The following is a 25,238-nucleotide window of genomic DNA, read 5'->3' on the forward strand; positions in this document are numbered from 1 at the left end:
CCGACGGGCCCGCGGATCACTTCCGCGCCGCCGCGAGGATCTTGACGGTGGTGTGGAAGAACCGCGAGGTCGCCGTCCCGGCGTAGGCCTTGCCGAAGAGGGTGGCCGGGTTGCCGCCCATCCGGCCGTCCCGCAGGTGCAGCACCACGAAGGCGGCGTACGGCAGGGCACCCACCAGCTCCCAGTCGCCCTTGGGCGAGGCCGTCGGCGGGGCGAGCTCCTCGGGCAGCGGCTCGGACAGGAACAGCACGCACAGCCGCAGCTCCGGGGTGACCTCGATCCCGGCGAACGGGTCGGCGTCGACCACCGCGGCGAGCTCGTCCACCGTGCACAGCACGGTCGGCACCGCGTAGCCGAGCGCCTGCTCCAGGTGCTCCTCGATCCGTGCGGTGAGCGCCGCCCGGTCCTCCCCGCCGGTGGTGAAGAAGACGTTGCCGCTCTGGATGTACGTCCGTACGTCCTGCAGCCCGAGCTCCCCGAACAGCTCCCGGAGCCGCTCCATCCTCACCGTGCGCCCGCCCACGTTGACCGCACGGAGGAAGGCGATGTACGTCTGCGTCATGGCGCCAGTGTGACAGCGACCACTGTCAGACTGGCGCCATGACGACATGGCAGGACTTCGAGCACGAAGCGCCCGACCTCGCCCCGCTGGTACGGGCCAGGTTCGAGGCCAACGAGCACCACGTGCTGGCCACCCTGCGCCGCGGCGGCGCGCCCCGGGTCAGCGGCATCGAGGTGGAGTTCGTCGGCGCCGACCTGACCATCGGCTCCATGTACGGCGCCGTGAAGGCCCTGGACCTGCGCCGCGACGGCCGCTTCGCGCTGCACAGCAACCCCGGCGACGAGACCATGGAGGACGGCGACGCCAAGGTCTCCGGCACCGCCGTCGAGATCACCGACCCGGCCGAGCTCGCCGCCTACGAGGGCGACCTCCCGCAGCCGCCGCCCGGCCCCTACCACGCCTTCCGGCTGGAGCCCGGGGAGGTCGTGCTGACCTGTGTCGAGGGCGACCGGCTGGTGATCCGCTCCTGGCGGCCGGGCGAGCAGGTCCGCGTCTTCGAGCGGACCTGACGGCTCACCCCGGCTGCACGGCTCACTCCGGCAGCACCGAGCGGACGGCCTCCGGCGTCCGCGCCACCACCGCGTGCCCGTCGTCCGCCGTGATGATCGGGCGCTGGATCAGGATCGGCTGCTCGGCGAGGGCCGAGATCCAGCGCCCGCGCTCGGCAGCCCCGCGCGGCCACTGCTTCATGCCGAGCTCCTTGGCGGCCGGCTCGTCGAGGCGCGTGATGTCCCAGGGCTCCAGGTTCAGCCGGGCCAGCACGTCCTCCAGCTCGGCCGAGGTCGGCGGCTCGTCCAGGTAGCGCCGCACGGTGTACTCGACACCGGCCGCGTCCAGGTCCTCGACGGCGCTGCGGCACTTGCTGCACCGCGGGTTGATCCAGATCTCCATGCCGTCACCCTATCGAGCGGCCTCCGGGCAACCCGGGAACTCCCACCCCGCCCACCGCGGTTCTACCCCGTGACGTGCGCCACCGGGACGCGAGAGGGGAGCCGCGGGTGGACGGCGAGGCGATCATCGAGCAGTTGATGACCCCCGAGGGGCGGGCCGACCCGTACCCGCTCTACGAGCTGGCGCACGGCCTCGGCCCGGTCGCGCCCTGCGGCCCCGGCCTGCTGATGGTCACCGGCCACCGCGTCTGCGACCAGGTGCTGCGCACCCCCGCCTTCGGGGTCGCCGACCCGCAGCAGCGCGAGCTCTGGGAGCCGGACCACGCCGACCACCCCGCCAAGGTCCTGCTGGGCCGGTCGATCCTGGAGACCAACCCGCCGGACCACGGCCGGATGCGCTCGCCGATCGCCTCCGTGTTCACCGCCCGCCGGGTCGCCGCCCTGGAGCCCGCCGTCACCGCCGCCGTGCACCGGCTGCTGGACGCGATGGCCGAGCGGGGCGCCGACGGCACCCCGGTCGACTTCATGGAGGAGTTCGCCTTCCGGCTGCCGGTCGGCGTGATCTGCGAGCTGCTCGGCGTGCCCGAGGCCGACCGCTACCGCTTCCGCGGCCTCGCCGCCGACCTCACCACCACCCTGGAGCTGATCTACGACACCGAGGAGCTCACCGCCGCCGACGAGGCCGCCGAGGAGCTCGCCGACTACTTCACCCGGCTGGCCGCCGACCGCCGCGCCCACCCGCAGGACGACCTGGTCAGCGCCCTCGTCCAGGTCGCCGCCGCCGAACCCGGGCGGCTCTCCGGCCACGAGTTGCTGGCCAACCTGGTGCTGCTGCTGGTGGCCGGCTTCGAGACCACCACCAACCTGCTCGGCAACGCGGTCGCGCTGCTCTTCGAACACCCGGAGGCCGCGGCCGGCCTGCGCGGGGGCACCGTCACCCCCGCCGGGCTGACCGAGGAGGTGCTGCGCCACGACTCGCCCGTCCAGTTCACCTCCCGGATCGCCCTCGCCGAGGGCCTGGACGTCGGCGGGGTCCCCGCCCCGCCCGGCACCGGCGTCTTCCTGCTGCTCGGCGCGGCCAACCGCGATCCGTCCCGCTACGAGCAGCCCGCCCGCTTCGACCCCGCCCGCAGCAACAGCCACCCGCTGAGCTTCGGCGGCGGCCCGCACTACTGCCTGGGCGCCCAACTGGCCCGACTGGAGGCACAGGTCGCGCTGCCCGCCCTGCTGCACCGCTTCCCGGCACTCGCCCCCGGCGGCCCCGCCGAACGCAGGGACCGCCTCGTCCTGCGCGGCTACCGCACCCTCCCGGTCCGCCTGGCCTGACCGGGTGCGCCGTTGCGTCCTCAGCCCTCCGGCCCGGCCCACTCCATCAGGTTGGCGAACAGCTCCGCCTGCTCGCGGGCGTCGTCCAGGGCGTGGTGGGTGTGCGGCAGGTCCGGCCGCAGCCCGGCCGGCATCGACCGCTTGCCGATCCCCGCGAACGGCACCCCGGCCCGGGTCGCGTACAGCGTCTTCACGTCCAGGCACCCGGAGTGCCCGAACGGGCTGCGCCCGGCGAACTCCATCAGGTACCAGTACAGGAACAGCCAGTCGTACGGCGCCGGGTACCCCACCATGACCGGCCGCCACCGCTGCCCGTCCGCGCCGCGGCACACCTGCTCCACCCAGGCGCAGAAGGCCTTCATCGCGGCGGCCGGCTCGGCCCCCTCGCGCAGCAGCACCGCCCGGTCCAGCCCGGAGACGGCCAGCGCCGACGGGTCGAACCGCTCCGAGACCGGCCGCAGCTCCCGGTAGAACCCCGCGGACTGCAGCCCGGCCCGCCGGAACCCGTCCGCGTCGTGGTACCCGGCGACGACCGCGCCGAAGGAGATCATGGAGAAGGAGCCGGGGATCGGGCCGTCGGCCTCCACGTCCACGGAGATGTACAGGGTCGGGGTGGTGCGGCGGGCAGTTGACATGCCGCGGATTCTTCCCGTCCCGAAGACCCCACCGCGACCGCTTTTACCGCGAGAATCGGCGCATGGCCCAGCCCGCCCTGATCCCGCCCGTCCCGCCCCGGCTGCCCGAACGCGTCCGCTGCCGCCGCTGCGGCCGCGCCCTGCACGACCCGGTCTCCCGGATGCTGCGGCTGGGCCGCGAGTGCCGCGGCCCGCAGGACCCGGTGCGGGTCGTCGCCGGGGAGCAGGAGACCCTGCCCGGGCTGGCCGCCCCCACCGCGACGGAAGGCGCTGCGCCGTGACCGAGGACCTCCGCGCCCGGCTGGACACCCTGGCGACCGAGGCGTACCGACCCGAACTCGCCGGGCTGGACCGGCTGCCCACCCTGGAGATCGCCGCGCTGATGAACGGCGAGGACCGGACCGTCCCCGAGGCGGTCGGCCGGCGCCTGCCGGAGATCGCCGCCGCGGTGGACGCGATCGCCGAGCGGCTCGCCCGCGGCGGCCGGCTGGTCTACGCGGGTGCGGGCACGGCGGGGCGGATCGGTGTGCTGGACGCCGCCGAGTGCCCGCCGACCTTCGGCACCGACCCCGGGCTGGTGGTCGGCCTGATCGCGGGCGGCCCGCAGGCGGTGCTGAACGCGGTCGAGGGCGCCGAGGACAGCCGGGAACTCGCCCGCGCCGACCTGGACGGGATCGGTCTGACCGCCGACGACGCGGTGATCGGCGTTTCCGCCTCCGGCCGGACGCCGTACGCGGTGGCCGCCGTCGCCCATGCGCGGGCGTGCGGTGCACTGACCGTCGGCCTGGCCTGCACCGAGGGTTCCGACCTCGGCGCGGCGGCCGAGCACCCGATCGAGGTGGTGGTCGGCCCGGAGATCCTCACCGGCTCCACCCGGCTCAAGGCCGGCACCGCCCAGAAGCTGGTGCTCAACATGGTCTCGACGATCACCATGGTCCGGCTCGGCCGCACCTACGGGAACCTCATGGTCGACCTGCGGGCCACCAACGAGAAGCTCCGCGCCCGCTGCCGCCGGATCGTCGCCCTGGCCACCGGCGCCGCCCCCGAGGCCGCCGACCGCGCCCTGGACGCGGCCGGCGGAGAGGTGAAGCCCGCGGTCCTCGCGCTGCTCACCGGCCTCGGCCCGGCCCGGGCGGCCGCCCTGCTCGCCGAGCACGGCGGCCGCCTGCGCGAGGCCCTGGACGCCGCCGGGACGCACGCCGGCCCCCGCCCCGCGAAGGGGGACGGGGGCCGGTGAACCGTGGGCCCGCAGGAATCCGCGGGGCCTACAGGTCGAAGTAGAGCTCGAACTCGTGCGGGTGCGGCCGCAGTGCGATCGGGGCGATCTCGTTGGTGCGCTTGAAGTCGATCCAGGTCTCGATCAGGTCGGGGGTGAACACCCCGCCCGCGAGCAGGTACTCGTGGTCGGCCTCCAGCGCGTCGAGGACGGCCGGCAGCGAGGAAGGCACCTGCGGGACGGCGGCGTGCTCGTCGGGCGCCAGCTCGTACAGGTCCTTGTCGACCGGCTCCAGCGGCTCGATCTTGTTCTTGATGCCGTCCAGGCCCGCCATCAGCATGGCGGAGAAGGCCAGGTACGGGTTGGAGGACGGGTCGGGCGCGCGGAACTCGATGCGCTTGGCCTTGGCGTTCGACCCGGTGATCGGGATGCGGATCGCGGCCGAGCGGTTGCGCTGCGAGTACACCAGGTTGACCGGCGCCTCGAAGCCCGGCACCAGGCGGTGGTAGGAGTTCACCGACGGGTTGGTGAAGGCCAGCAGCGAGGGCGCGTGCCGGAGCAGGCCGCCGATGTAGTACCGGGCGGTGTCGGAGAGGCCCGCGTAGCCCTGCTCGTCGTAGAAGAGCGGGGAGCCGTCGCTCCACAGCGACTGGTGGACGTGCATGCCGGAGCCGTTGTCGCCGAAGATCGGCTTGGGCATGAAGGTGGCGGTCTTGCCGGCCCGCCAGGCCACGTTCTTGATGATGTACTTGAACAGCATCAGGTCGTCGGCGGCGTGCAGCAGGGTGTTGAACTTGTAGTTGATCTCCGCCTGGCCGGCCGTGCCGACCTCGTGGTGCTGCCGCTCGACCTGCAGGCCGGCGGCGGCGAGCTCCAGCGACATCTCCGCGCGCAGGTCGGCGAAGTGGTCCACCGGCGGCACGGGGAAGTAGCCGCCCTTGTACTTCACCTTGTAGCCGCGGTTGCCGCCCTCCTCGATCCGACCGGTGTTCCACGCGCCGGCGATCGAGTCGATGTGGTAGTACGAGGCGTTGGCGCTGGTCTCGTAGCGGACCTCGTCGAACACGTAGAACTCGGCCTCCGGGCCGAAGAACGCGGTGTCGGCGATGCCGGAGGAGGCGAGGTAGGCCTCCGCCTTCTTGGCCACGTTCCGCGGGTCGCGGCTGTAGGCCTCGCCCGTGATCGGGTCCTGGATGAAGAAGTTGATGTTGAGGTGCTTCTCGGAGCGGAACGGGTCGAGCCTGGCGGTCGCCAGGTCCGGGACGAGGGCCATGTCGGACTCGTGGATGGCCTGGAAGCCCCGGATCGAGGAACCGTCGAACATCAGGGTCTCGGACGGGTCGAAGGTCGACGCAGGCACTGAGAAGTGCTGCATGACGCCCGGCAGGTCGCAGAACCGGACATCGACGAACTTGATGTCGTTGTCCGTGATGTACTGCCTGACCTCGTCGGCGTTGGTGAACATCCATCCTCCTCAGCGTGCGGTACGGCCCACGGTAGGAGCCGGCCGTTTCCGGTTGGTGATTTCCCCGTCCTCTGCATGTTAACCAGCGGCACCTGCCATGTGGGCAAAGTCATACGGCCCGGGGCAAATCACCCACCCGGCGCCGCACCCCTCGCGCAGTGGTCCAGACCACTCGGTGCGGCGCGGACACGCGCCGGGGGAGGCCGCCGAAGATCGCCCGTAACGCCCGGATACTGTGGATTTCGTGGATACCAGAGATGCGTTGGGATCGTGGCTGGACGGGCCGAAGGCCGCCGCCGAGAAGATGGGCGCCGAGTTCGGCTACCGCGGCGAGCGCCTCGGCCTGCCGAAGGAGGGCCCCGGCTCCGTCGCCGGCCCGGGCCGCCGCCTCGGCGCCCTGTTCGTCGACGGCTGGCTCTGCAGCCTCGTCGCGTACGGGCTGCTCGCCGGCGGCGACCAGGGCTCGGCGAACCTGTGGACGACCCCGCTGTTCTACCTCGTCACCGTGCTCCTGCTGACCACCAGCGGCACCACGGTCGGCAAGCGGCTGTTCGGCCTGCGGGTCGTCCGGCTGGACGGCGCCCGCGCCTCCATCCCCCAGGTGCTGCTGCGCACCCTGCTGCTCTGCCTGATCATCCCCGCCGCCATCTGGGACCGAGACACCCGCGGCCTCCACGACAAGGCCGTGGGCTGCGTAGAGGTCCGCATCTGACGCAGGGCACCACTCAGGGGCGCGTGGGGGCACCTCCCGGCCGAAGGCTGGGGGAGAACCGCGCGATCCGGATGCGGTTCATGTTCGCCGGTCGGGGTGAACCACACACGGATCGCGCAGTTCTCCGAGGCCCCTCGGTATTCGGCATTCGCCCCCGGACGTCGAACGGCCCCGCCGCAAGGGATTGCGGCGGGGCCGTGGTGTGAAGTCGGGTGGGGCCGGTCTCAGCGGACCTGGCCGCCCTTGGGCATCCGGGCGCCCTTGGGCATCGGGCCCTTGGGGATCGGCGCCCGGGAGAGCAGGTCGCCCAGCGCGCGGAGCCGGTCGTTGGTCTCGGTGACCTGCGCCGGGGTGATCGCCCGCGGCAGGCGCATCAGGTGGATCTGCAGCTTCTTCAGCGGGATCTCGCCCTCGCCGTTGCCCACCATGATGTCGTGCACCGGGACGTCGCCGACCACACGGGCCATCTTCTTCTTCTCGGCGACCAGCAGCGCACGCACCCGGTTCGGGTTGCCCTCACCGATCAGCGCGATGCCGGGACGGCCGACCGCGCGGTAGACCGCGTCCTGGCTGCGGGTGACCGCGACCGGGGTCGGGTTGGCGCTCCAGCCGCGCCGGATGTTGTTCAGCACCGCCGCGACCGCGCCCGGCTGGCCCTCCATCTGCCCGAAGGCGGCCCGCTCGGCACGGCGTCCGAAGACCACCGCCATCGCCAGGAAGCCCACGACGAAGCCGAGGATGCCCAGGTAGACGGGGTGCCCGATCGCGAAGCCGATGGCGAGGAACACGCCGAAGGTGATGAGGCCGACGCCGGCGATGATCAGGCCGATCTTGCTGTCGACCTGCTTGGTCATGGTGTACGCCTGGCGGATCTGCTTCAGCCGCCCGGGGTTCTCGGATGTTTCCCTCGCCATAGGGCTCATGGTACGTGCCGGGGGGGCGGGATATCCAAGGGCGGTGCCCCTGGGGCACCGCACGCCTCCCCGCGAGGGATCAGGCGTGCCGCCGTGCGGCCGACAGCGGGCCCTCCGCGGCCGCGTCCAGCTCGCGCTCCGCCGCGTGCCGCCGGTTCTCGCAGACCGCCGCCCAGGCGTTCCTGCGGGCCTGCCGCTGGCCGCCCGCCAGCAGCACGCTCTCGGCGTACCGCAGCGCACTGGCCACCGACGGCACCCCGGCCGGCAGCAGACCGCGCGGCGCTCCGCTCACTGCCTCCATGCTCAACAGCTCCCCTCAAGACCGACGGACGGCTGACCGTTCCAGGCTCGCCCGGCGGTGTTACCGATCGGTGACCTGCCGGTCAAAGTCGCATGAAAGCCGCACGACCGCAAGACGGCCGCGCCGCAGGTACGCCGGAGGGCGGCAGGCCGAGCCCGCCGCCCCCGGAAAGTCCGTGCACACCCGCACGGGCCGCCTCGGACCGACCCGCGCTCCCTGTCGCCGGTCGGTCTCAGACCGCCGCCCGCTCGCGGTGCTCCAGTGCCTGCCGGTACAGCCGCCCGGCCCGGTACGAGGAGCGCACCAGCGGCCCGGACATCACACCGGCGAAGCCGAGCTCCTCGGCCTCCTCCTGCAGCTCCACGAACTCCTGCGGCTTCACCCAGCGCTCCACCGGGTGGTGGCGCAGCGAGGGCCGCAGGTACTGGGTGATGGTGATCAGCTCGCAGCCGGCGCCCACCAGGTCGGCCAGCGCCTGGCTGACCTCCTCGCGGGTCTCGCCCATGCCCAGGATCAGGTTCGACTTGGTCACCAGCCCGGCCGCGCGGGCCTGGGTGATGACGTCCAGCGAGCGCTCGTAGCGGAACGCCGGGCGGATGCGCTTGAAGATCCGCGGCACGGTCTCCACGTTGTGCGCCAGCACCTCGGGCCGGGAGGAGAACACCTCGGCGAGCTGCTCCGGCACCGCGTTGAAGTCCGGGATCAGCAGCTCGACGCCGGTGCGGCCGCCCTCGCGGGCCGCCGTCATCGCGTGCACCTGGCGGACCGTCTCGGCGTACAGCCAGGCGCCGCCGTCCTCCAGGTCGTCGCGGGCGACACCGGTGATCGTCGCGTAGTTCAGGTCCATCGTGACGATGGACTCGGCGACCCGGCGCGGCTCGTCCCGGTCGAACTCGGCGGGCTTGCCGGTGTCGATCTGGCAGAAGTCGCAGCGGCGGGTGCACTGGTCACCGCCGATGAGGAAGGTCGCCTCGCGGTCCTCCCAGCACTCGAAGATGTTCGGGCAGCCGGCCTCCTGGCAGACCGTGTGCAGCCCTTCCTTCTTCACCAGCGAATGGAGGGCGTTGTACTCCGGGCCCATCTTCGCCCTGGTCTTGATCCACTCGGGCTTCCGCTCGATGGGGGTCTCGCTGTTGCGGACCTCCAGGCGGAGAAGCTTCCTGCCGTCGGGCGCGACAGCGGACACGTGCAACTCCTAGAACTAGACGGGGTACCCCCAGGGTACGCCTGTGCTTTCAGGGCCTGTACCGGGCCTGCGCCCGGCAATCGCAGGCAACCGGGCTACCGATCGGTAGATTCCCGGGGTCAGTGGGCGAGCGCGGGCTCCGGCAGCTCGGCGAGGACGGCCGCCAGGTGCTTCTGCACCACCGGCAGCGCATCCGCGACACCGAACGGCCGGTCCAGCTCCCCGGCCAGCGAGCCCACCCCGGCATCCCGGATCCCGCACGGCACGATCCGGTCGAACCACGTCATGTCGGGGTCGCAGTTCAGCGCGAACCCGTGCATCGTCACCCCGCGGGCCACCCGCACACCGATCGCCGCCAGCTTCCGGTCGTCACCGCGCTGGCCCGCGTTCGACGGCGCGTACTCCGGGCCCGCCAGCCGCGGGTCGATCCCCAGCGGCAGGCCCATCCGCAGCGTCAGCTTGCCGATCTCCACCACCTGCGACGGGTCCACCACCGCATCCGGGAGATCCTCGCCCAGCACCCACACCCCGCTGCGGCCCTCGACCCGGGACGTCGCCACCCCGAACTCGCCGCAGGCGCGGATCAGCGCCTCCTCCAGCCGGCGCACGTACGCCACCACGTCGATCGGGTCCGGCAGCTTCACGATCGGATAACCCACCAGCTGGCCCGGGCCGTGCCAGGTGATCTCACCACCGCGGTTCACCTGCACCACCGGGGTGCCGTCCAGCGGGTAGTCCTCCGGGTTGGTGCGCCTGCCCGCCGTGAAGACCGGCGGGTGCTCCAGCAGCAGCACGGTGTCGGGGATCTCGTCCGCGACGCGCAGGGCGTGCAGCCGCTGCTGCTCCTCCCACGCGTCCGGGTACGGGACGGCACCCTCGCCTATCCCCATCGTCACGAACCGTACGTTCTCGCTCACCGCTGCTCCTTGCCAGGCGTTCGAGACCAACCCGGTCACTGTACGCCTGCCCCGGACCGAGCCCTCCCGAGCGGCGCCCCTACGGGCCCGCCAGGAGCTGGAGCCTGAGGGCGAGCTGCAGTTCCAGTGACCGTTCCGGGGAGTTCCAGTCGGGGCCGAGCAGTACCTCGATCCGGTCCAGCCGTTGGACGACCGTGTTCACGTGCACGTGGAGTTCGTCCTTGGCGCGGGTGAGGCTGCCGCCGCAGTCGAAGTAGGCCCGGAGCGTCCGCACCAGTTCCGTGCCCCGCCGGGCGTCGTAGTCGACCAGCGGGCCGAGCACCGAGCCGACGAACGCGCCCACGTCGTGGCCGTCGCCGAGCAGGACGCCGAGGAAACCGAGCCCGGCGGCGGAGGCGCCGTGGCCCTCGCGTCCGAGCACCCGCAGGGCCCGCACGCACCGCACCCCCTCCCCGTGCGCCGCGGCGAGTGCGGCGGGCCCGGCGGCGGGGCCTCCCGCACCGACGGTGACGGGGCAGCCGGCGAGCCGGGCGAGGCGTTCGGCGGCCTCGGCGGCGGCGCGGTCGGGCGGACTGCCGTCGTCGGGGAGCAGCAGGACGACGGCCTCGCCGTGCTCGGCGCTGATGCCGCGGGTGCCGAAGAGGTAGCGGGAGGCGGCGCCGGCCAGCCGGGCCCGGTCGGCGGGGTCGGTCGCGGCGACGAGGACGAGGTGGGGGCGGCCCAGGTCGACGCCGAGCCGGCGGCCGCGGGCGGTGAGGCCGGCCGGGTCGCGGCCGGGGGCGGTGAGCAGGTCGGCGAGGAGTTCGCCGCGGACGCGGTTCTCGGTCTCGGCGACGGAGCGCCGCAGCAGCAGGAGCAGGGCGGTGACGACGCTGGCCCGTTCGAAGATCCGGCGGTCGGCGTCGTCGAGGTCGGGCCGGCCGCGCAGGACGAGGCCGCCGAGCAGGTCCTGGCCGGCGAGGACGGCGCAGATCCAGTCCTGGCCGCGGCGGACGGCGCGGCCCTCGGCGCGGGAGGCGGAGAGCGCCTCGGCGAGGCCGTCGTGGCCGCCGGGGCGGCCGGTGAGCTGGTGGCCCTCGGTGTCGTGGACGGCGACCTCGCCGCCGAGCAGGGTGGCGACCTCGGCGGCCACGTCGCCGACCTCGGCGCCGCGCAGGACGAGGTCGGTGAGCCGGTCGTGGGCCTGTTCGGCGCGCTGGACGGCGGCCGCGTGGGCCTGGATGACGTGGTTGGCGGCGGCGAGGTCGGCGAGGGCGTCGCGGGTGTCGGCGAGCGCGTTCGCGGTGTCGAGGGCGACGGCGGCGTGCGCGGCGAGGGTGCAGAGCAGCGCGACCTCCTCGGGGGAGAACGCGCGGGGTGTGCGGTCGGCGGCGAACAGCACGCCGATGACCTGTCCGCCGAGCAGCAGCGGCACGCCGATGATCGCGACCAGGCCCTCGTCGAGGACGCCGGCGTCGATCGTCCCGGTGTGGTGGAACCGCTCGTCGGTGCGGTAGTCGGGGGTGGCGTACGGCCGGGCGGTCTGGGCCACCAGGCCGCCGAGGCCGTCGCCGAGGCTGAGCCGCAGGTTCTGGAACAGCTGGGAGACCGAGCCGTCGGTGACCCGCATGTAGGTGTCGCCCGCCTCCTCGTCCGGGAGGGTGAGGTAGGCGGTGTCGGTGCCGAGCAGCATCCGGGCCCGGCGGACGATGGCCTGCAGCACCGCGTCGAGGTCGCGGGAGGCGGCCAGGTCGCCCGCGGTGTCGAACAGGGCGGTCAGTTCGGCCTCGCGGCGGCGGTGCTGGCGCAGCGTCCGGTGCACCCGCAGGGCCTGCCAGGTCGCGGTGTCGATCTCGGCGAGCACCGGGGCGGGGGCGCCCTGTCGGCGGGCCTCGGCGAGCACCTCGGCGAAGTCCTCGGTCGCCGCGCCGGAGGCGAGCAGGTCGATCAGCCGGCGCAGGGCGGGTGCGGAGCTGTCGTGGGGCTCGTTCATGGTGCGGGCCATCGTGCCATTCATCCGTGCCGTTCGGGAGCGGAGCGGCCAGGGGCGCCCGGCCGGTGGACCCGGGCGCCCCGGAGGGTTCAGCCGACCGGGACGGTCTCGCGGGCCGTCTCGACCTCGGCCAGGTCGCCGCCGCGGGTCTCCCGGGCGCAGAGCACCGCGACGATCGTGACGGCGGCGGCGATCGCCACGTACACCGCGATCGGGGTGGCGCTGCCGTAGTCCTTGAGCAGGGCGGTGGCGATCAGCGGCGCGGGGGCGCCGGCCGCGACCGAGGAGAACTGGGCGCCGATGGAGGCACCGGAGTACCGCATCCGGGTCGCGAACAGCTCGGAGAAGAACGCCGCCTGCGGGGCGTACATCGCGCTGTGGAAGACCAGGCCGACGGTCACCGCCGCGACCAGCGCGCCGAAGGACCCGGTGTCCACCATCCCGAAGAAGACGAACGCCCAGATGCCGACGCCGGCCGCACCCACCAGGTACACCGGCCGGCGGCCGACCTTGTCGGAGAGCGCGCCGAACAGCGGGATCAGCGCGAACTGGATCGCGGAGGCGATCAGCACCGCGTTCAGCGCGGTCTGCTTGGGCAGGTGGACGTGGCCGACCGCGTACGCCAGCACGAAGGTGGTCATCACGTAGTACGAGATGTTCTCTGCCATCCGGGCGCCCATGGCGACCAGCACGTCACGCCAGTGGTTGCGCAGCACCGCGACGATCGGCGGCTGCTCGGCCGTCTTCCGGGCCCTCGCCGCGGCCAGCGCCTGCTGGAACAGCGGCGACTCGTCCACCGAGAGCCGGATCCACAGGCCGACCATCACCAGCACCGCGGACAGCAGGAACGGCACCCGCCAGCCCCACGACAGGAAGGCCGCGTCCGACTGCACCGTCGTCATCAGCGACAGCACACCGGCCGCCAGCAGGTTGCCCGCCGGTGCGCCGCCCTGCGGCCAGGACGCCCAGAAGCCGCGCCGCTTGCGGTCGCCGTGCTCGGAGACCAGCAGCACCGCACCGCCCCACTCGCCGCCCAGCGCGAAGCCCTGCACCAGCCGCAGCGCGGTGAGCAGCAGCGGCGCGGCGACACCGATCTGGCGGTACGTCGGCAGACAGCCGATCAGGGTGGTCGCGCCGCCCATCAGCAGCAGGCTGAGCACCAGCAGCTTCTTGCGGCCGATCCGGTCGCCGAAGTGGCCGAAGACCAGGGCGCCCAGCGGCCGGGCGGCGAAGCCGATGGCGTAGGTGAGGAAGGACAGCAGGGTGCCGGTCAGCGGGTCGCTGTCCGGGAAGAACACCTTCCCGAAGACCAGCGCGGCGGCGGTGCCGTACAGGAAGTAGTCGTACCACTCGATCGTGGTGCCGATGAGGCTGGCACCGACGACCTTGCGGAGCGGGGCGCCTGGTCTCGCGACGTCGGGAGAGTGGGCCATGGTGTCACCTGATTCTCGGGGGAGGGGCTGTGCGGGAGGGTCGGGCACCGGTCGGGGGCACCGGTCGGCGGGGGGTCAGTGCGCGGTCCAGCCGCCGTCCACGGGGAGGCTGGCACCGGTGATGTACGAGGCGGACGGCGAGCACAGCCAGAGCGCCAGCTGCGCCACCTCGTCCGGCTCGATCAGCCGCTTGACGGCGGTGCGGTCGAGCATGATCTGCTCCACCACCTCGTCCTCGCGGATGCCGTGCGCCAGCGCCTGGGCGGCCACCTGCCGCTCGACCAGGGCGGTGCGCACGTAGCCGGGGTTGATGCAGTTGCTGGTCACGCCGTAGGGGGCGCCCTCCAGGGCGGCGGTCTTGCTGAGCCCCTCCAGCGCGTGCTTGGCGGTCACGTACGCGGACTTGAAGGCGCTGGCGCGCAGGCCGTGCACGGAGGAGATGTTGACGATGCGTCCCCACTCGTTCCCGTACATGTGCGGCAGGGTGCGCCGGATGATCCGGAACGGGGCCTCCACCATGACCCGCTGGAGCAGGGTGAAACGGTCGGTGGGGAACTCGTGCAGCGGCGCGACGTGTTGCAGGCCGGCGTTGTTGACCACGATGTCGGCGTCGTCCGGCAGGGCCTCCACCGCCCCGGGGTCGGAGAGGTCGGCGACGACGGCGACCCCGCCGATCCGGTCGGCGAGCTCCTCGGCCGGGTCGGCGGCGAGGTCGACGACGTAGACCTTCGCGCCGGCCGCGGCGAAGGCCTCGGCGCAGGCCCGGCCGATGCCGGAGGCGGCGCCGGTGACCAGCGCCGTCCGGCCTTGCAGCGGCGGCCGCGGGTCGGTGGCTGAAGTGGTGTCCATGGCCGAGAACGGTAGGAAGGCGGCGGCCGCGCTCCTATGTGTCCGGTGGACACAGGGCCGCGTCGCGGGGTGTGGGGTTCTCACACGGGCCGGCCCCGGGCGCACCGGTGGTGCGTCCCAAACACTGTGTGCGCCCGCTTCCCCGTATTGGGCGCCCTTGCATCACCCGTTCGGAGGATTGCACGCCCGAATCGACCCATAGCGCCCGAATGCTCGCTACTGTCACGCCGATTCCCGACAGGGGCGTCGCCCGAAAACCGGGGGGACCGGAGCGGCGCTCGAGAGGTGTTGACTGACATGCCCCAACGGCCTGTGACCGACAGCCCGGCGTACGGACCGCTCGATGCGCTCGACCCGCACGAAGTGCAGGCCGGGGCCCCTCCGCACGTGTCCGGCGAAGACGACGACCGCCCGGCGGAGGCCGGCCCCGGCGGCCACCGCACGCAGAACCCGCAACTCGCCGCGCTCATCGAGGAGTCCGGCTTCTCCCACGCCGGCCTGGCCAGACGCGTGGACCAGCTCGGCCTGGAACACGGCCTCGACCTGCGCTACGACAAGACGTCCGTCACCCGCTGGCTGCGCGGCCAGCAGCCGCGCGGCGCCACCCCGGCACTGATCGCCGAGGTCTTCACCCGGCGGCTCGGCCGCCGGCTCACCGCCCAGGACGTGGGCCTGGACGCCTGCGCCCCGGTCTACGCCGGGCTGGAGTTCGCGGAGACCCCGCAGGAGGCGGTCGACATCGTCGCCTCCATGTGGCGCAAGGACAACGGCCCGTACGCCGAGCTCCGCAAGATCGCCTTCACCCCGGCCGGCCTGGTCGTCCCCAGCAGGGACTGGCTGATCGGCCGCACCGACGAGCGGGTCGCCCGCGACGCCACCACCCTCTCCCCGGAGGAGCTGGCCGGCCACCGGCCCGCGCCGGGGGCGGCCCGCCCGGGGGCGGCCCGGCCCGTCCCCGGGCGGGTGCCGCAGCAGGCCCGGCGGCCGCTGCCCGGTGCGGAGGGTGCCGAGGGGTCCGCGCCCGGCCGCGACAGCCGGCCCGCGGTGCGGGTCGGCCGCGGCGACATCGCCGCGATCCGCGCGGTCGGCGACCTCTTCCGCGCCCTCGACCACGCCTACGGCGGCGGGCACGCCCGCCAGGCGCTGGTGCGCTACCTGGAGTCCGAGGCCGAGCCCATGCTGCGCGGCCGCTACGGCGAGCAGATCGGCCGGGCGCTGTTCGGCGCCGTCGCCGACCTGACCCGGCTGGCCGGCTGGACGTCCTTCGACATCGCCGCCCACGGCCTCGCCCAGCGGTACTTCGTCCAGTCGCTGAGGCTCTCCCAGGCCGCGGGCGACCGGGTGCTCGGCGGCTTCGTGCTCACCACCATGAGCCAGCAGGCCGTCCACCTCGGCCACGGCCGGGAGGCGATCCAGCTGGCCCGGGTCGCCCAGCAGGGCGTCGGCACCTCCGCCGCCCCGGTGGTCCAGGCGCTGATGCACGCGGCCGAGGCCCGCGGCCACGCGCTGATCGGCGACGTGCGCTCCTGCACCGCCGCCATGGTGCGCTGCGAGCGGGCGCTCGCCACCGCCCGGCCCGGCGACGAGGCGCCGTCCTGGTCGCGCTACTTCGACGAGGCCCAGCTGGCCGACGAGTTCGCGCACTGCTACCGCGACCTGCAGCAGTGGCGCCCCGCCGCCCAGCACGCCGAGAAGTCGCTGCGGCTGCGCGCCCCGGCCTACGCCCGCAGCCGCATCCTGTGCCGCCTGGTCCTCGCCACCGCCCGGCTGGGCATGGGCGAGGTCGAGGAGTCCTGCACGATGGCGGGGGAGTCGCTGCGCGCCGCCGGCGAGATGCGCTCCGCCCGCACGGTGGAGTACCTGCGCGACTTCCACCGGCGGCTCGCCCCCTACCGGGCCACGCCGACCGTCCGCGCCTTCGAGGAGGCGGCCCGCCAGGCCGGGGTGATCTGAGCGCCCGTCGGCCCGCCCGGTGTCCGGGCGGGCCGACGCGGTGCCGCGGTCAGGCCGCCACGTCGGAGGCCCGCACCGCCGTCTCGAGACCGAGGTCGCGCAGCACCGCCTGCGCGGCCCGCCGCCCGGACACCAGCGCGCCCTGCACGCTGCTGGTGTCCCGGTGGTCGCCGCACACGTACAGCCCGGCGAGCACCCGCACCGAGCGGCGGAAGTGGTGCGGCGCGGGCATCGCCGGCACGGCGTCCGGCGCGTGGCGCACGCTCAGGAACTCCCACCCGGCGGTGGAGGTGCCGTACAGCTCCGCCAGGCGCCGGCGCACCACCGGCTCGAACCCGGCCGGGCCGCCGATGTCGTAGGTGCGGCGGCCCAGTACGGTGGTGGCGACCAGGGCCCGGCCGACCGGCGCGTACGAGGGGTGCACATCGCTGAGCACCAGCGTGTGGGCGACCCCGGAGCGGTCGGCGTCGAGCAGCAGCGCCGGCTCGCCGAGCGGGGAGCGGTCGGCCGCGTGGAAGTACGTGGTCACCGAGTGGAAGTCGGGCAGCCGCAGCCCGGGCAGCAGCGCGGCCGCGGAGCGCGCGTCGCAGGCCAGCACCACGGCCTGCGCGCCGATCCGGCCGTGCCGGGCGGTCTCCACGCCGTCCGCCGACACCGCGGTCACCTCGACGTTGAGGCGTACGGTGCCGGCCGGCAGACCCTCGGCGAGCTGAGCGGGCACCGCCGCCGTTCCGCCTGCGGGCAGACAGAGCCGGCCGCGGGCGTAGGAGCGCAGCACCAGGTCGGCGACCCGGCTGCTGGTGCCGAGCGACCGGTCGGCGAGCAGGGCACCGAACAGCGGCCGCAGGAAGCCGTCGACGGTGCGGCCCGTCAGGCCGCGGTCGGCGAGGGCCCGGGCGGCCGTGGTCTCCGGCCGGGCGAGCAGCCGGGGGACGGGCGTCGCCGCGAGCCGGCCGAGGGCGGCGGCCAGCCGGGCCCGGTCCAGCGGGCTGCCCAGCGGACCGCCGAGCGCGCCGCGGCCGCCGGCCGTCCGCGCGGAGGCCTGCGGCGGGATCCCCACCCGGTGCCGGCGGCCCGCGCTGTGCACCAGGACACCGGGCGCGAGGGGGCGCAGCTCCAGGCGGTCGAGGTCGAGGCGGCGGGCGGGCTCCGGGTGGTCGGTGTTCAGCAGGTGGATGCCGTGGTCGAGCCGGAATCCGTCCAGCCCGTCCGAGGCCATCCGGCCGCCGATGCGCCGGGTGGCCTCCAGGACCTCGACGCTGAGGCCCTGTCCGGTCAGCGCGCGGGCGGCGGCCAGGCCCGCGAGTCCGGCACCGACCACGACCACGTCCGGATCGGACGGCTGGCGGGTGCGGCGGGTGAAGTCGTATGCGGGCACGGGTGTGCTCCCTCCCTGACGGCGGCCTCCGGCCCGCGCGGCGGCGGCCGGGCCCGTGGAGCTCCGGCCGAGGCGGGCAGCGGGGTGCCGGGATACGGTCCGTCAACGTGATGCCCCGTCACTGCGCGGATAGACAAGCACGTCCGGCCGAATCGGGGAAACGTTCGGGGCGTGGTGGCACTGCGGAGGGGCACGGTCACCGACCGTGCGCCGGACCAGCGGCGATCCGGCGGCGCCGGGCGCGTATGGTCACCGGGGGCGCAAAGGCGCGCCCTTCGTGTGCAACCATGCGCCCCCGTGCGCCGGGCAGTGGACCGGGTCCGCCCCCGCACACAGGGGCGGATACCCGGAAGCGGACCCTCTCAGTCCTCCAGCGCCGAACGCACCGCGGAGTCGACGTCCGGGTGCCGGAACCGGAACCCGGACGCCAACAGCCGGTCGGGCACCACCCGGTGGCTGCCCACCACCTCCACCGCCATCTCGCCCAGCACGGCCTGCAGCGCCAGGGTCGGCACCGGCAGCACCGTCGGCCGCACCAGCGCGCGGCCCAGCGCCTCCGTCAGCTCGGTGTTGGTCACCGGCTCCGGGCCGGTCAGGTTGACCGGCCCGGAGATCTCCGGACGGTCGATCAGGAACCGCAGCGCCGCCACCTCGTCCGCCCGCGAGATGATGCTCCAGTACTGCCGGCCGGAGCCCAGCCGCCCGCCCAGCCCCAGCCGGAACAGCGGCACCATCCGCCCGGCGGCGCCGCCGGCGGCCGACAGCACCAGGCCGGTGCGCGGGTGCACCACCCGGATGCCCGCGTCGGCGGCCGGCCTCGCGGCGGCCTCCCACTCCTGGCACACCCCGGCGAGGAAGTCGTCCCCGGCCGGCGCGGTCTCGTCGATCACCCGGTCGCCGGTCTGCCCGTAGTAGCCGACCGCGGAGGCGCTCACCAGCACCCGCGGCGGCCGCTTCAGCTTCGCCAGCGCACCCGCCACCGTCTCGGTGCCGAGCACCCGGCTGTCCCGGATCTCCTGCTTGTACGCCCGTGTCCAGCGCCGGTCGCCGACCCCGGCGCCGGCCAGGTGCACCACCGCGTCGGTGCCCTCCAGGCCGGCCGCGTCCACCTGCAGCAGGTGCGGGTTCCAGCCCACCCCGACCGTGCCGTCCGGCTGCTCGCCGACCCGGCTGCGGTGGCGCACCAGGCGCACCACCTCGTGGCCGTCCGCGAGCAGCGAGCGGACGAGAGCGGAACCGATCAGACCCGTGGAACCTGTCACCGCAATGCGCATGCCCCCCATCCTTCCAGGGCTTGCGGCCAAACCTCGGCCATTGCCCCTCATGCGTGCCGACCACCCCTGACGGCACCGCCTACCATGGCGCGGTGCACACCGACGAGCTGATGATCCGTACGGGCCGCGCCGAGGACGACGCGGCGCTCGCCGCGCTGGACCGCTCGGTCTGGTCCACCCTCAGTGAGGTGGCCCCGCAGAGCCCCGAGGGCAGCGCGTTCTTCGACGAGCGGCACACCCCCGACGAGTACCTCGTCGCCGAACTCGGCGGAGCCGTCGTCGGCTACACCCGCCAGGTGCCGCCCACCCCGCTGGCCAGCAACCGGCACGTCCGGCAGATCCAGGGCCTGGCAGTGGCCCGCGAGGCCCGGGGCCGGGGCGTCGGCCGGGCCCTCGTCGAGGCCGCCTGCGAGGCCGCGGCGGCGGCCGGCGCCCGCCGCATCACCCTGCGGGTGCTCGCCCACAACGAGCCCGCCCGCCGCCTCTACGAGCAGTGCGGCTTCCGGGTGGAGGGCGTGCTCCCGGGCGAGTTCCTGCTCGACGGCGAGTACGTCGACGACGTCTGGATGGGCCGCAGCCTGCTTGCCTGACGGGCTGTGTTGTCGCCCGCTCGCCGCTGTTTGTCGCCCGCTCGCCTCCGGGCCCTCCTGATCCGGCGCCGACGGTCGTCGCTCTGTTTGTCGCCCGCTCGCCTCCGGGCCCTCCTGATCCGGCGCCGACGGTCGTCGCTCCGTCGCTGCGCTCCCTCGCTCCTCGCTTTCGGCACCGGCGGGCCCTTCGGCTCGGGGCGGAGGCGCTCCCTCGCTCCTCGCTTTCGGCACCGGCGGGCCCTTCGGCTCGGGGCGGAGGCGCTCCCTCGCTCCTCGCTTTCGACACCGGCGGGCCCTTCGGCTCGGGGCAGGACGCGCCCGCGCACGCAGGGCTTCTGACGGCCGGTCCAATCGTGACCTTGCCGCCCCTGCCGGGCTGCACCCCGGGACCGGTACCGTACGGCCGTGAGCACATCGACTCCTCCCGGCTGGTACCCCGTCCCGGAGACCGGGCCGGGCGGCGCCGCGCAGGAACGCTGGTGGGACGGCACCGCGTGGACCGCCGAGGTCCGCCCCGCCCAGTCCGCCGCGGCCGCGCAGCCCGCGCAGATCGCCGACGCCCCCACCCAGGCCTGGTCGGGCCAGCCCGTGGCGCCCGCCCAGGGGTACGGCTACCCGCAGCAGCAGTCGGCGCCCTACGGCTACCCGCAGCCCGGCCCGCCGTACGCGTACCCCTCGGCCGTGCCCGGCCCGAAGAACCGCAACGGGCTGATCATCGGCATCGCGGCCGGCGTGCTGGCCCTGGCCGTGATCGCCGGCGTGGTGCTGGTGCTCGCGGACGGCGACGACGACCCGCCGGTGGTGGTCGCCCCGCCGCCGTCCGCCGCGTTCTCGGCGTCCCCCCGGACGAGCCCCAGCCTGCCGCGGACCAGCCCGAGCCCGCGCAGCAGCTCCTCCGCGCTCGCCGGCAGCACGCTCACCGACATCATCCACGGCTGGCGCGTCCCGCGGCCCACCGGCTGGACGGTGCACAGCAGCAACGGCTCGCAATCGGTGTGGGAGGTCACCGGCCCGTACGACTGCGGCATGGAGACCCAGTGCATCCGCGGCCAGTTCTCCGTGGAGACGGTGTCCGTGCCCGGCACGGACGCCGCCACCGTCGCCAAGGCCGCCATGGCCGAGTACGCCCCGCGGATCTTCGGTGACCTCGCCAGCCACGAGGAGCTGACCTCCGGCTCGATCACCGTCGCCGGCGCCACCGGCTACGCCGTCCGCTGGCACGTCACGCCCAAGCAGGGTGCCTCGGGCTACGTCCTGATGGTCGCCGTGCCGGACGCCCGCGGCAGGGGCTTCGTGATGATGCACGGCGGCGTGGACGACGACCCCAAGGCGCCGGACCCTGGCACGCTCGACGCCATCGTCAAGGGAATCCGCTCCACCACGGCCGGCAGCAACGCCTGAACGGCAGCCCGGTCGGCACTGTGCCGGCCGGGCTCACTCCTCGCCGAAGCGCTCCCACAGCCGGGGGAAGCGCTTCGCCATGATGTCCGCGTCCTCGAAGTCGAAGGGCGCGCCCTCCGGGCCGTCCTGCTGCTCCAGCCCCAGATCGGGCAGCGGCAGACCGGTCAGCTGCTCGTGCGCCTCGTCGGCGGCGTAGCCGAGGTCCTCGGCCTCGCCGTCCTCCTCCTCGTCGAAGTCGGGGACCAGCACGGCCAGCTCGTCCGGTTCGTGCACCGCGTGCTCGTACACCTCGCGGCCCTGGCCGATCAGCCAGCACCGGAAGAAGTCGAAGTCGTCCGCAGTGGCGCCGCCCAGCATCAGGTGCGCGGCACCCCAGAGCTCGGTCGTGAAGGCCCGCTGGAAGCGTGCCTCGAACAGCCGGGCGAAGTCGATCACATCGTCCGGGGTGAGCTGCACCAGCCGGTCGACCAGCGCGTCCGCCTGGTCGTCCGGATCTCCCTCTGCGGCCGCGCGGGTGTCGTCGATCAGCTGCCAGAAGTCCGTCTCGTACATCACCGCTCCAGCATCCACGCTGACCCCGGTGAATGCATGCGAGGCACGCGAGGAGCGGCTCAGCCGATCCTGGACGGCGCGAAACCCCCGCCCCGAGCCGAGGGACCCGCCGGTGCCGAAAGGGAGGAGGGAGGGAGCGCAGCGACGGAGCATGGGGGGCACCTCCCAGCCGCCGGGCCGGGGGAGGGTGCCGGCGCCGGGTTCAGAGGGCCCGGAGGCGAGCGGGCGACAGAACAGCCCCCGCCCCGGCGAACCGGGGCGGGGGCTGTGCATGCCTTGCGGCGTCGTCCTTACAGGCCGAGCTCGACCTCGAACTCGCCGGCCTCCAGGATCTCCTTGACGGCCACCAGGTAGCGGGCGGCGTCGGCGCCGTCCACCAGGCGGTGGTCGTAGGAGAGCGACAGGTAGGTCATGTCGCGGATGCCGATGGCGGTGCCGCCGTCGGACTCGATGACCACCGGGCGCTTCACCGTGGCGCCGATGCCCAGGATCGCGACCTGGTTCGGCGGCACGATGACGGTGTCGAACAGCGCACCGCGCGAGCCGGTGTTGCTGATGGTGAAGGTGGCGCCGGACAGCTCGTCCGGGGTGATCTTGTTGCCGCGCACCTTCTGGGCCAGCTCGGCGGTCTTCTTGGAGATGCCGGCGATGTTGAGGTCGCCCGCACCCTTGATGACCGGGGTCATCAGACCCTTCTCCGAGTCCACCGCGATACCGACGTTCTCGGTGTCGAAGTAGGTGATGGTGCCCTCGGCCTCGTTGATCCGGGCGTTGATGACCGGGTGGGCCTTCAGCGCCTGGGCGGCGGCCTTGACGAAGAACGGCATCGGGGACAGCTTCACGCCCTCACGGGCGAGGAAGGAGTCCTTGGCCTTGCCGCGCAGCGACATGATCTTGGTGACGTCCACCTCGACCACGCTGGTCAGCTGGGCCTGCTCGTGCAGGGCCTTCAGCATGTTGTCGCCGATGGCCTTGCGGATGCGGGTCATCTTGACCGTCTGGCCGCGCAGCGGGGACGGGGCGGCGGCAGCCTTCGGCGCGGTGGCCGGGGCGGCGGCGGGCGCGGCCTGGGCGGCCTTCGCGGCCTCGGCGGCGGCCAGCACGTCCTGCTTGCGGATACGGCCGCCGACACCGCTGCCGGTGACGGCCGAGAGGGCCACACCGTGCTCGGCGGCGAGCTTGCGCACCAGCGGGGTGACGTACGCGTCGCCGTTGTCCGCGGCCGGGGCGGTGGCGGCCGGGGCCGGAGCAGCCACCGGGGCGGGCGCGGGCGCCGGGGCGGCCGGAGCCGGGGCAGCGGCCACGGGGGCCGGAGCCGGAGCGGGCGCCGGCGCGGGGGCCTCGGCCACGGGAGCCGGAGCCGGAGCCGGAGCAGCAGCCGGAGCCGGGGCGGCGGCGGGCGCCGGGGCGGTGGCGACCGCGCCCGCGGCACCGATCAGCGCGAGCTGGGCGCCGACCTCGGCGGTCTCGTCCTCGCCGACCAGGATCTTCACCAGGGTGCCGGCGACCGGCGACGGGATCTCGGTGTCGACCTTGTCGGTGGAGACCTCGAGCAGTGGCTCGTCGACCTCGACGGTGTCGCCCTCGGCCTTCAGCCAGCGGGTGACGGTGCCCTCGGTGACCGACTCGCCCAGCGCGGGCAGCAGCACCGGCGTGGCGTCCGTCGGGGCGGCGGCCGGGGCCGGAGCGGCGTCTGCGGCCGGGGCGGGGGCAGCGGCGGGGGCCTCGGCGGCCGGGGCGGCGGCCGGCGCAGCCTCCGCGGCCGGGGCCGGAGCGGCCGCGGGGGCGCCCGAGCCGTCGTCGATGATGGCCAGCTCGGCGCCGACCTCGACCGTCTCGTCCTCGCCGACCTTGATCGACGCGAGGATGCCGGACGCGGGGGCCGGGATCTCGGTGTCGACCTTGTCGGTGGAGACCTCGAGCAGCGGCTCGTCGGCCTCCACGCGCTCACCCTCGGCCTTCAGCCAGCGGGTGACGGTGCCCTCGGTCACGCTCTCGCCCAGTGCGGGCAGTGTTACTGAGACCGCCATGGTTTCAGCGACTCCTATCAAGTCTTGCGTACAGGAATGGACAACTAAGGGGTGCCGCGGATCAGTCGTGCGCGTGCAGCGGCTTGCCGGCCAGCGCCAGGTGCGCCTCGCCCAGGGCCTCGGACTGGCTGGGGTGCGCGTGGATGAGCTGCGCGACCTCGGCGGGCAGGGCCTCCCAGTTGTAGATCAGCTGGGCCTCGCCGACCTGCTCGCCCATGCGGGCGCCGACCATGTGGACACCCACCACGGCGCCGTCCTTGACCTGGACGAGCTTGATCTCGCCGGCGGTCTTCAGGATCTTGCTCTTGCCGTTGCCGGCCAGGTTGTACTTGAGCGTGACGATCTTGTCCTTGCCGTACTGCTCGACGGCCTTGGCCTCGGACAGGCCGACGGACGCCACCTCGGGGTTCGAGTAGGTGACGCGCGGGATGCCGTCGTAGTCGATCGGGACGGTCTTCAGGCCCGCCAGGCGCTCGGCGACGAGCATGCCCTCGGCGAAGCCGACGTGGGCGAGCTGCAGGGTCGGGACGAGGTCGCCGACGGCCGAGATGGTCGGCACGTTGGTGCGCAGGTACTCGTCGACCAGGACGTAGCCGCGGTCCATCGCGACGCCGGCCTCCTCGTAGCCGAGGCCTGCCGAGACCGGGCCGCGGCCGATGGCGACGAGCAGCACGTCGGCGTCGATCTGCTTGCCGTTCTCGGTGGAGACGCGGACACCGTTCTCGGTGTACTCGACGCCCGAGAAGCGGGCCTTCAGCTCGAACTTGATGCCGCGCTTGCGGAAGGCGCGCTCGAGCAGCTTGGAGCTGTTCTCGTCCTCCAGCGGGACGAGGTGCGGCAGGGCCTCGACGATGGTGACGTCGACGCCGAAGGACTTCCACACGGACGCGAACTCGACGCCGATGACGCCGCCGCCGAGGATGACGGCCGACTTCGGGATGTAGTCGAGCTTGAGGGCGTGGTCCGAGGAGATGATCCGGTTGCCGTCGATGGTCAGACCGGGCAGCGACTTCGGCACCGAGCCGGTGGCGAGGACGATGTGGCGGCCCTCGACGCGCTGGCCGTTGACGTCCACCGAGGTCTGCGAGGACAGCCGGCCCTCACCCTGGATGTAGGTGACCTTGCGGGAGGCGACCAGGCCCTGCAGGCCCTTGTACAGGCCGGAGACGACGTCGTCCTTGTACTTGTGGACGCCCTTGATGTCGATGCCCTGGAAGGTCGCGAGCACGCCGAACTCGGCGGCCTCGCGGGTCTCGTCGGCGACCTCGGCCGCGTGCAGCAGGGCCTTGGTGGGGATGCAGCCGCGGTGCAGGCAGGTGCCGCCCAGCTCACCCTTCTCGATCAGCGCGACGCTCAGACCCAGCTGGGCGGCGCGGAGCGCCGCGGCGTAACCGCCGCTTCCGCCTCCGAGAATGACTACGTCGAAAACGGTGCTGGCGTCGTTCGCCACGTCACGTCCTCCATGCAAAGGGGTGCGGTTCGCCGGGCCGGTCGCGGTCCGGTGCTGTGGGAAGCCTTTGTGAGGCGCCCAGTCGTGCCGGAAATACATCTTTGCACTTGTTCGAGGCGACTGGTGTCCGGGGCCGCCCCCACCGGCGCAGCCGGGCGGTCACAGGGCGCTCGAATGCCCCGTACGGGTGGGTATCACCGCAGCTCACGGCGGTGGTGCAGGGGCGGAGAGC

24 protein-coding genes are annotated in these 25,238 nt (G+C 73.8%); 8 read left to right on the top strand and 16 right to left on the bottom strand.

The features are described from left to right. Positions 1-16: 16 nt before the first annotated feature. Positions 17-562: a DUF1697 domain-containing protein gene (locus tag AB0M03_RS06820; protein ID WP_363489217.1), complete on the bottom strand. Its 546-nt coding sequence runs from the start codon at positions 560-562 to the stop codon at positions 17-19. 38 nt (positions 563-600) lie between these two features. On the opposite strand from AB0M03_RS06820, the gene AB0M03_RS06825 reads away from it, so the two are divergent. Continuing rightward, a complete protein-coding gene (locus AB0M03_RS06825; RefSeq protein ID WP_363489219.1) occupies positions 601-1,071 on the top strand; it encodes a pyridoxamine 5'-phosphate oxidase family protein in 471 nt (156 codons plus the stop codon). Positions 1,072-1,093: 22 nt separating this feature from the next. Here AB0M03_RS06825 and AB0M03_RS06830 read toward each other — a convergent pair whose 3' ends face one another. Then, positions 1,094-1,453, bottom strand: a complete 360-nt coding sequence (locus tag AB0M03_RS06830; protein WP_363489221.1) for an ArsC/Spx/MgsR family protein — start codon at positions 1,451-1,453, stop codon at positions 1,094-1,096. A 107-nt stretch (positions 1,454-1,560) separates the two neighbouring features. Here AB0M03_RS06830 and AB0M03_RS06835 point away from each other — a divergent pair, with 107 nt between their 5' ends. After that, the gene (locus AB0M03_RS06835) at positions 1,561-2,778 is read left to right on the top strand and encodes a cytochrome P450 (RefSeq protein WP_363489223.1); all 1,218 of its coding nucleotides are present in this window, start codon (positions 1,561-1,563) and stop codon (positions 2,776-2,778) included. A gap of 20 nt (positions 2,779-2,798) precedes the next feature. On the opposite strand, the gene AB0M03_RS06840 is transcribed toward AB0M03_RS06835, so the two are convergent. Continuing rightward, positions 2,799-3,413, bottom strand: a complete 615-nt coding sequence (locus AB0M03_RS06840) for an exonuclease (protein WP_363489225.1) — start codon at positions 3,411-3,413, stop codon at positions 2,799-2,801. A gap of 62 nt (positions 3,414-3,475) precedes the next feature. Between AB0M03_RS06840 and AB0M03_RS06845 the strand changes: the two genes are divergently transcribed. Further along, positions 3,476-3,694 (top strand): DUF6011 domain-containing protein, encoded by a 219-nt coding sequence (locus AB0M03_RS06845; RefSeq protein WP_363489227.1) that lies wholly within the window; start codon positions 3,476-3,478, stop codon positions 3,692-3,694. Then, positions 3,691-4,650: an N-acetylmuramic acid 6-phosphate etherase gene (gene murQ, locus AB0M03_RS06850; RefSeq protein ID WP_363489229.1), complete on the top strand. Its 960-nt coding sequence runs from the start codon at positions 3,691-3,693 to the stop codon at positions 4,648-4,650. The genes AB0M03_RS06845 and murQ overlap by 4 nt, the downstream gene beginning before the upstream one ends. A gap of 28 nt (positions 4,651-4,678) precedes the next feature. On the opposite strand, the gene glnA is transcribed toward murQ, so the two are convergent. Continuing rightward, positions 4,679-6,094 carry a type I glutamate--ammonia ligase gene (gene glnA, locus AB0M03_RS06855; protein ID WP_363489231.1) on the bottom strand — a complete coding sequence of 472 codons (1,416 nt, stop codon included), beginning with the start codon at positions 6,092-6,094 and terminating at the stop codon, positions 4,679-4,681. Between the two features lie 244 nt (positions 6,095-6,338). On the opposite strand from glnA, the gene AB0M03_RS06860 reads away from it, so the two are divergent. Then, a complete protein-coding gene (locus AB0M03_RS06860) occupies positions 6,339-6,806 on the top strand; it encodes an RDD family protein (protein WP_363489233.1) in 468 nt (155 codons plus the stop codon). Positions 6,807-7,030: 224 nt separating this feature from the next. Here AB0M03_RS06860 and AB0M03_RS06865 read toward each other — a convergent pair whose 3' ends face one another. From AB0M03_RS06865 to AB0M03_RS06895, 7 genes are all read right to left on the bottom strand, one after another. Then, positions 7,031-7,720 carry a DUF4191 domain-containing protein gene (locus tag AB0M03_RS06865; RefSeq protein WP_363489235.1) on the bottom strand — a complete coding sequence of 230 codons (690 nt, stop codon included), beginning with the start codon at positions 7,718-7,720 and terminating at the stop codon, positions 7,031-7,033. Between the two features lie 79 nt (positions 7,721-7,799). After that, positions 7,800-8,021 (bottom strand): hypothetical protein, encoded by a 222-nt coding sequence (locus AB0M03_RS06870; protein ID WP_363489237.1) that lies wholly within the window; start codon positions 8,019-8,021, stop codon positions 7,800-7,802. Positions 8,022-8,253: 232 nt separating this feature from the next. Next, the gene (lipA, locus tag AB0M03_RS06875; RefSeq protein ID WP_363489239.1) at positions 8,254-9,207 is read right to left on the bottom strand and encodes a lipoyl synthase; all 954 of its coding nucleotides are present in this window, start codon (positions 9,205-9,207) and stop codon (positions 8,254-8,256) included. Between the two features lie 119 nt (positions 9,208-9,326). Then, positions 9,327-10,097: a lipoyl(octanoyl) transferase LipB gene (gene lipB, locus AB0M03_RS06880; protein WP_363489446.1), complete on the bottom strand. Its 771-nt coding sequence runs from the start codon at positions 10,095-10,097 to the stop codon at positions 9,327-9,329. 106 nt (positions 10,098-10,203) lie between these two features. Next, entirely contained in the window at positions 10,204-12,096 is a 1,893-nt protein-coding gene (locus AB0M03_RS06885; RefSeq protein WP_363489241.1) for a GAF domain-containing protein, read from the bottom strand. Positions 12,097-12,185: 89 nt separating this feature from the next. Continuing rightward, on the bottom strand, positions 12,186-13,529 hold the full coding sequence (locus tag AB0M03_RS06890; protein WP_363489243.1) for an MFS transporter: 1,344 nt from the start codon (positions 13,527-13,529) through the stop codon (positions 12,186-12,188). Positions 13,530-13,604: 75 nt separating this feature from the next. Continuing rightward, on the bottom strand, positions 13,605-14,378 hold the full coding sequence (locus AB0M03_RS06895; protein ID WP_363489245.1) for a 3-hydroxybutyrate dehydrogenase: 774 nt from the start codon (positions 14,376-14,378) through the stop codon (positions 13,605-13,607). A 297-nt stretch (positions 14,379-14,675) separates the two neighbouring features. On the opposite strand from AB0M03_RS06895, the gene AB0M03_RS06900 reads away from it, so the two are divergent. Beyond that, positions 14,676-16,331, top strand: coding sequence for a regulator (locus AB0M03_RS06900; RefSeq protein ID WP_363489247.1), 1,656 nt, complete (start codon positions 14,676-14,678; stop codon positions 16,329-16,331). A 49-nt stretch (positions 16,332-16,380) separates the two neighbouring features. Here the strand turns inward: AB0M03_RS06900 and AB0M03_RS06905 are convergent, their stop codons facing one another. Together AB0M03_RS06905 and AB0M03_RS06910 are read right to left on the bottom strand one after the other, a co-directional pair. After that, entirely contained in the window at positions 16,381-17,709 is a 1,329-nt protein-coding gene (locus tag AB0M03_RS06905; protein WP_363489249.1) for an FAD-dependent oxidoreductase, read from the bottom strand. Positions 17,710-18,071: 362 nt separating this feature from the next. Continuing rightward, on the bottom strand, positions 18,072-18,992 hold the full coding sequence (locus tag AB0M03_RS06910; RefSeq protein WP_363489251.1) for a TIGR01777 family oxidoreductase: 921 nt from the start codon (positions 18,990-18,992) through the stop codon (positions 18,072-18,074). Positions 18,993-19,093: 101 nt separating this feature from the next. Between AB0M03_RS06910 and AB0M03_RS06915 the strand changes: the two genes are divergently transcribed. Together AB0M03_RS06915 and AB0M03_RS06920 are read left to right on the top strand one after the other, a co-directional pair. After that, positions 19,094-19,573, top strand: coding sequence for a GNAT family N-acetyltransferase (locus tag AB0M03_RS06915; RefSeq protein ID WP_363489448.1), 480 nt, complete (start codon positions 19,094-19,096; stop codon positions 19,571-19,573). 405 nt (positions 19,574-19,978) lie between these two features. Continuing rightward, complete coding sequence (locus AB0M03_RS06920; RefSeq protein ID WP_363489253.1) at positions 19,979-20,974, top strand: DUF2510 domain-containing protein; 996 nt, start codon at positions 19,979-19,981, stop codon at positions 20,972-20,974. A 33-nt stretch (positions 20,975-21,007) separates the two neighbouring features. Here AB0M03_RS06920 and AB0M03_RS06925 read toward each other — a convergent pair whose 3' ends face one another. The 3 genes from AB0M03_RS06925 to lpdA all read right to left on the bottom strand — a co-directional run bounded on the left by AB0M03_RS06925 (position 21,008) and on the right by lpdA (position 25,006). Beyond that, positions 21,008-21,526: a DUF4240 domain-containing protein gene (locus AB0M03_RS06925; protein WP_363489450.1), complete on the bottom strand. Its 519-nt coding sequence runs from the start codon at positions 21,524-21,526 to the stop codon at positions 21,008-21,010. 290 nt (positions 21,527-21,816) lie between these two features. Further along, positions 21,817-23,556, bottom strand: a complete 1,740-nt coding sequence (gene sucB, locus AB0M03_RS06930; protein ID WP_363489255.1) for a 2-oxoglutarate dehydrogenase, E2 component, dihydrolipoamide succinyltransferase — start codon at positions 23,554-23,556, stop codon at positions 21,817-21,819. 61 nt (positions 23,557-23,617) lie between these two features. Then, positions 23,618-25,006, bottom strand: a complete 1,389-nt coding sequence (gene lpdA / locus AB0M03_RS06935; protein ID WP_363489257.1) for a dihydrolipoyl dehydrogenase — start codon at positions 25,004-25,006, stop codon at positions 23,618-23,620. Between the last annotated feature and the right edge of the window lie 232 nt (positions 25,007-25,238).

The organism is Kitasatospora sp. NPDC051914 (assembly GCF_040680995.1).
Classification (GTDB): domain Bacteria; phylum Actinomycetota; class Actinomycetes; order Streptomycetales; family Streptomycetaceae; genus Kitasatospora.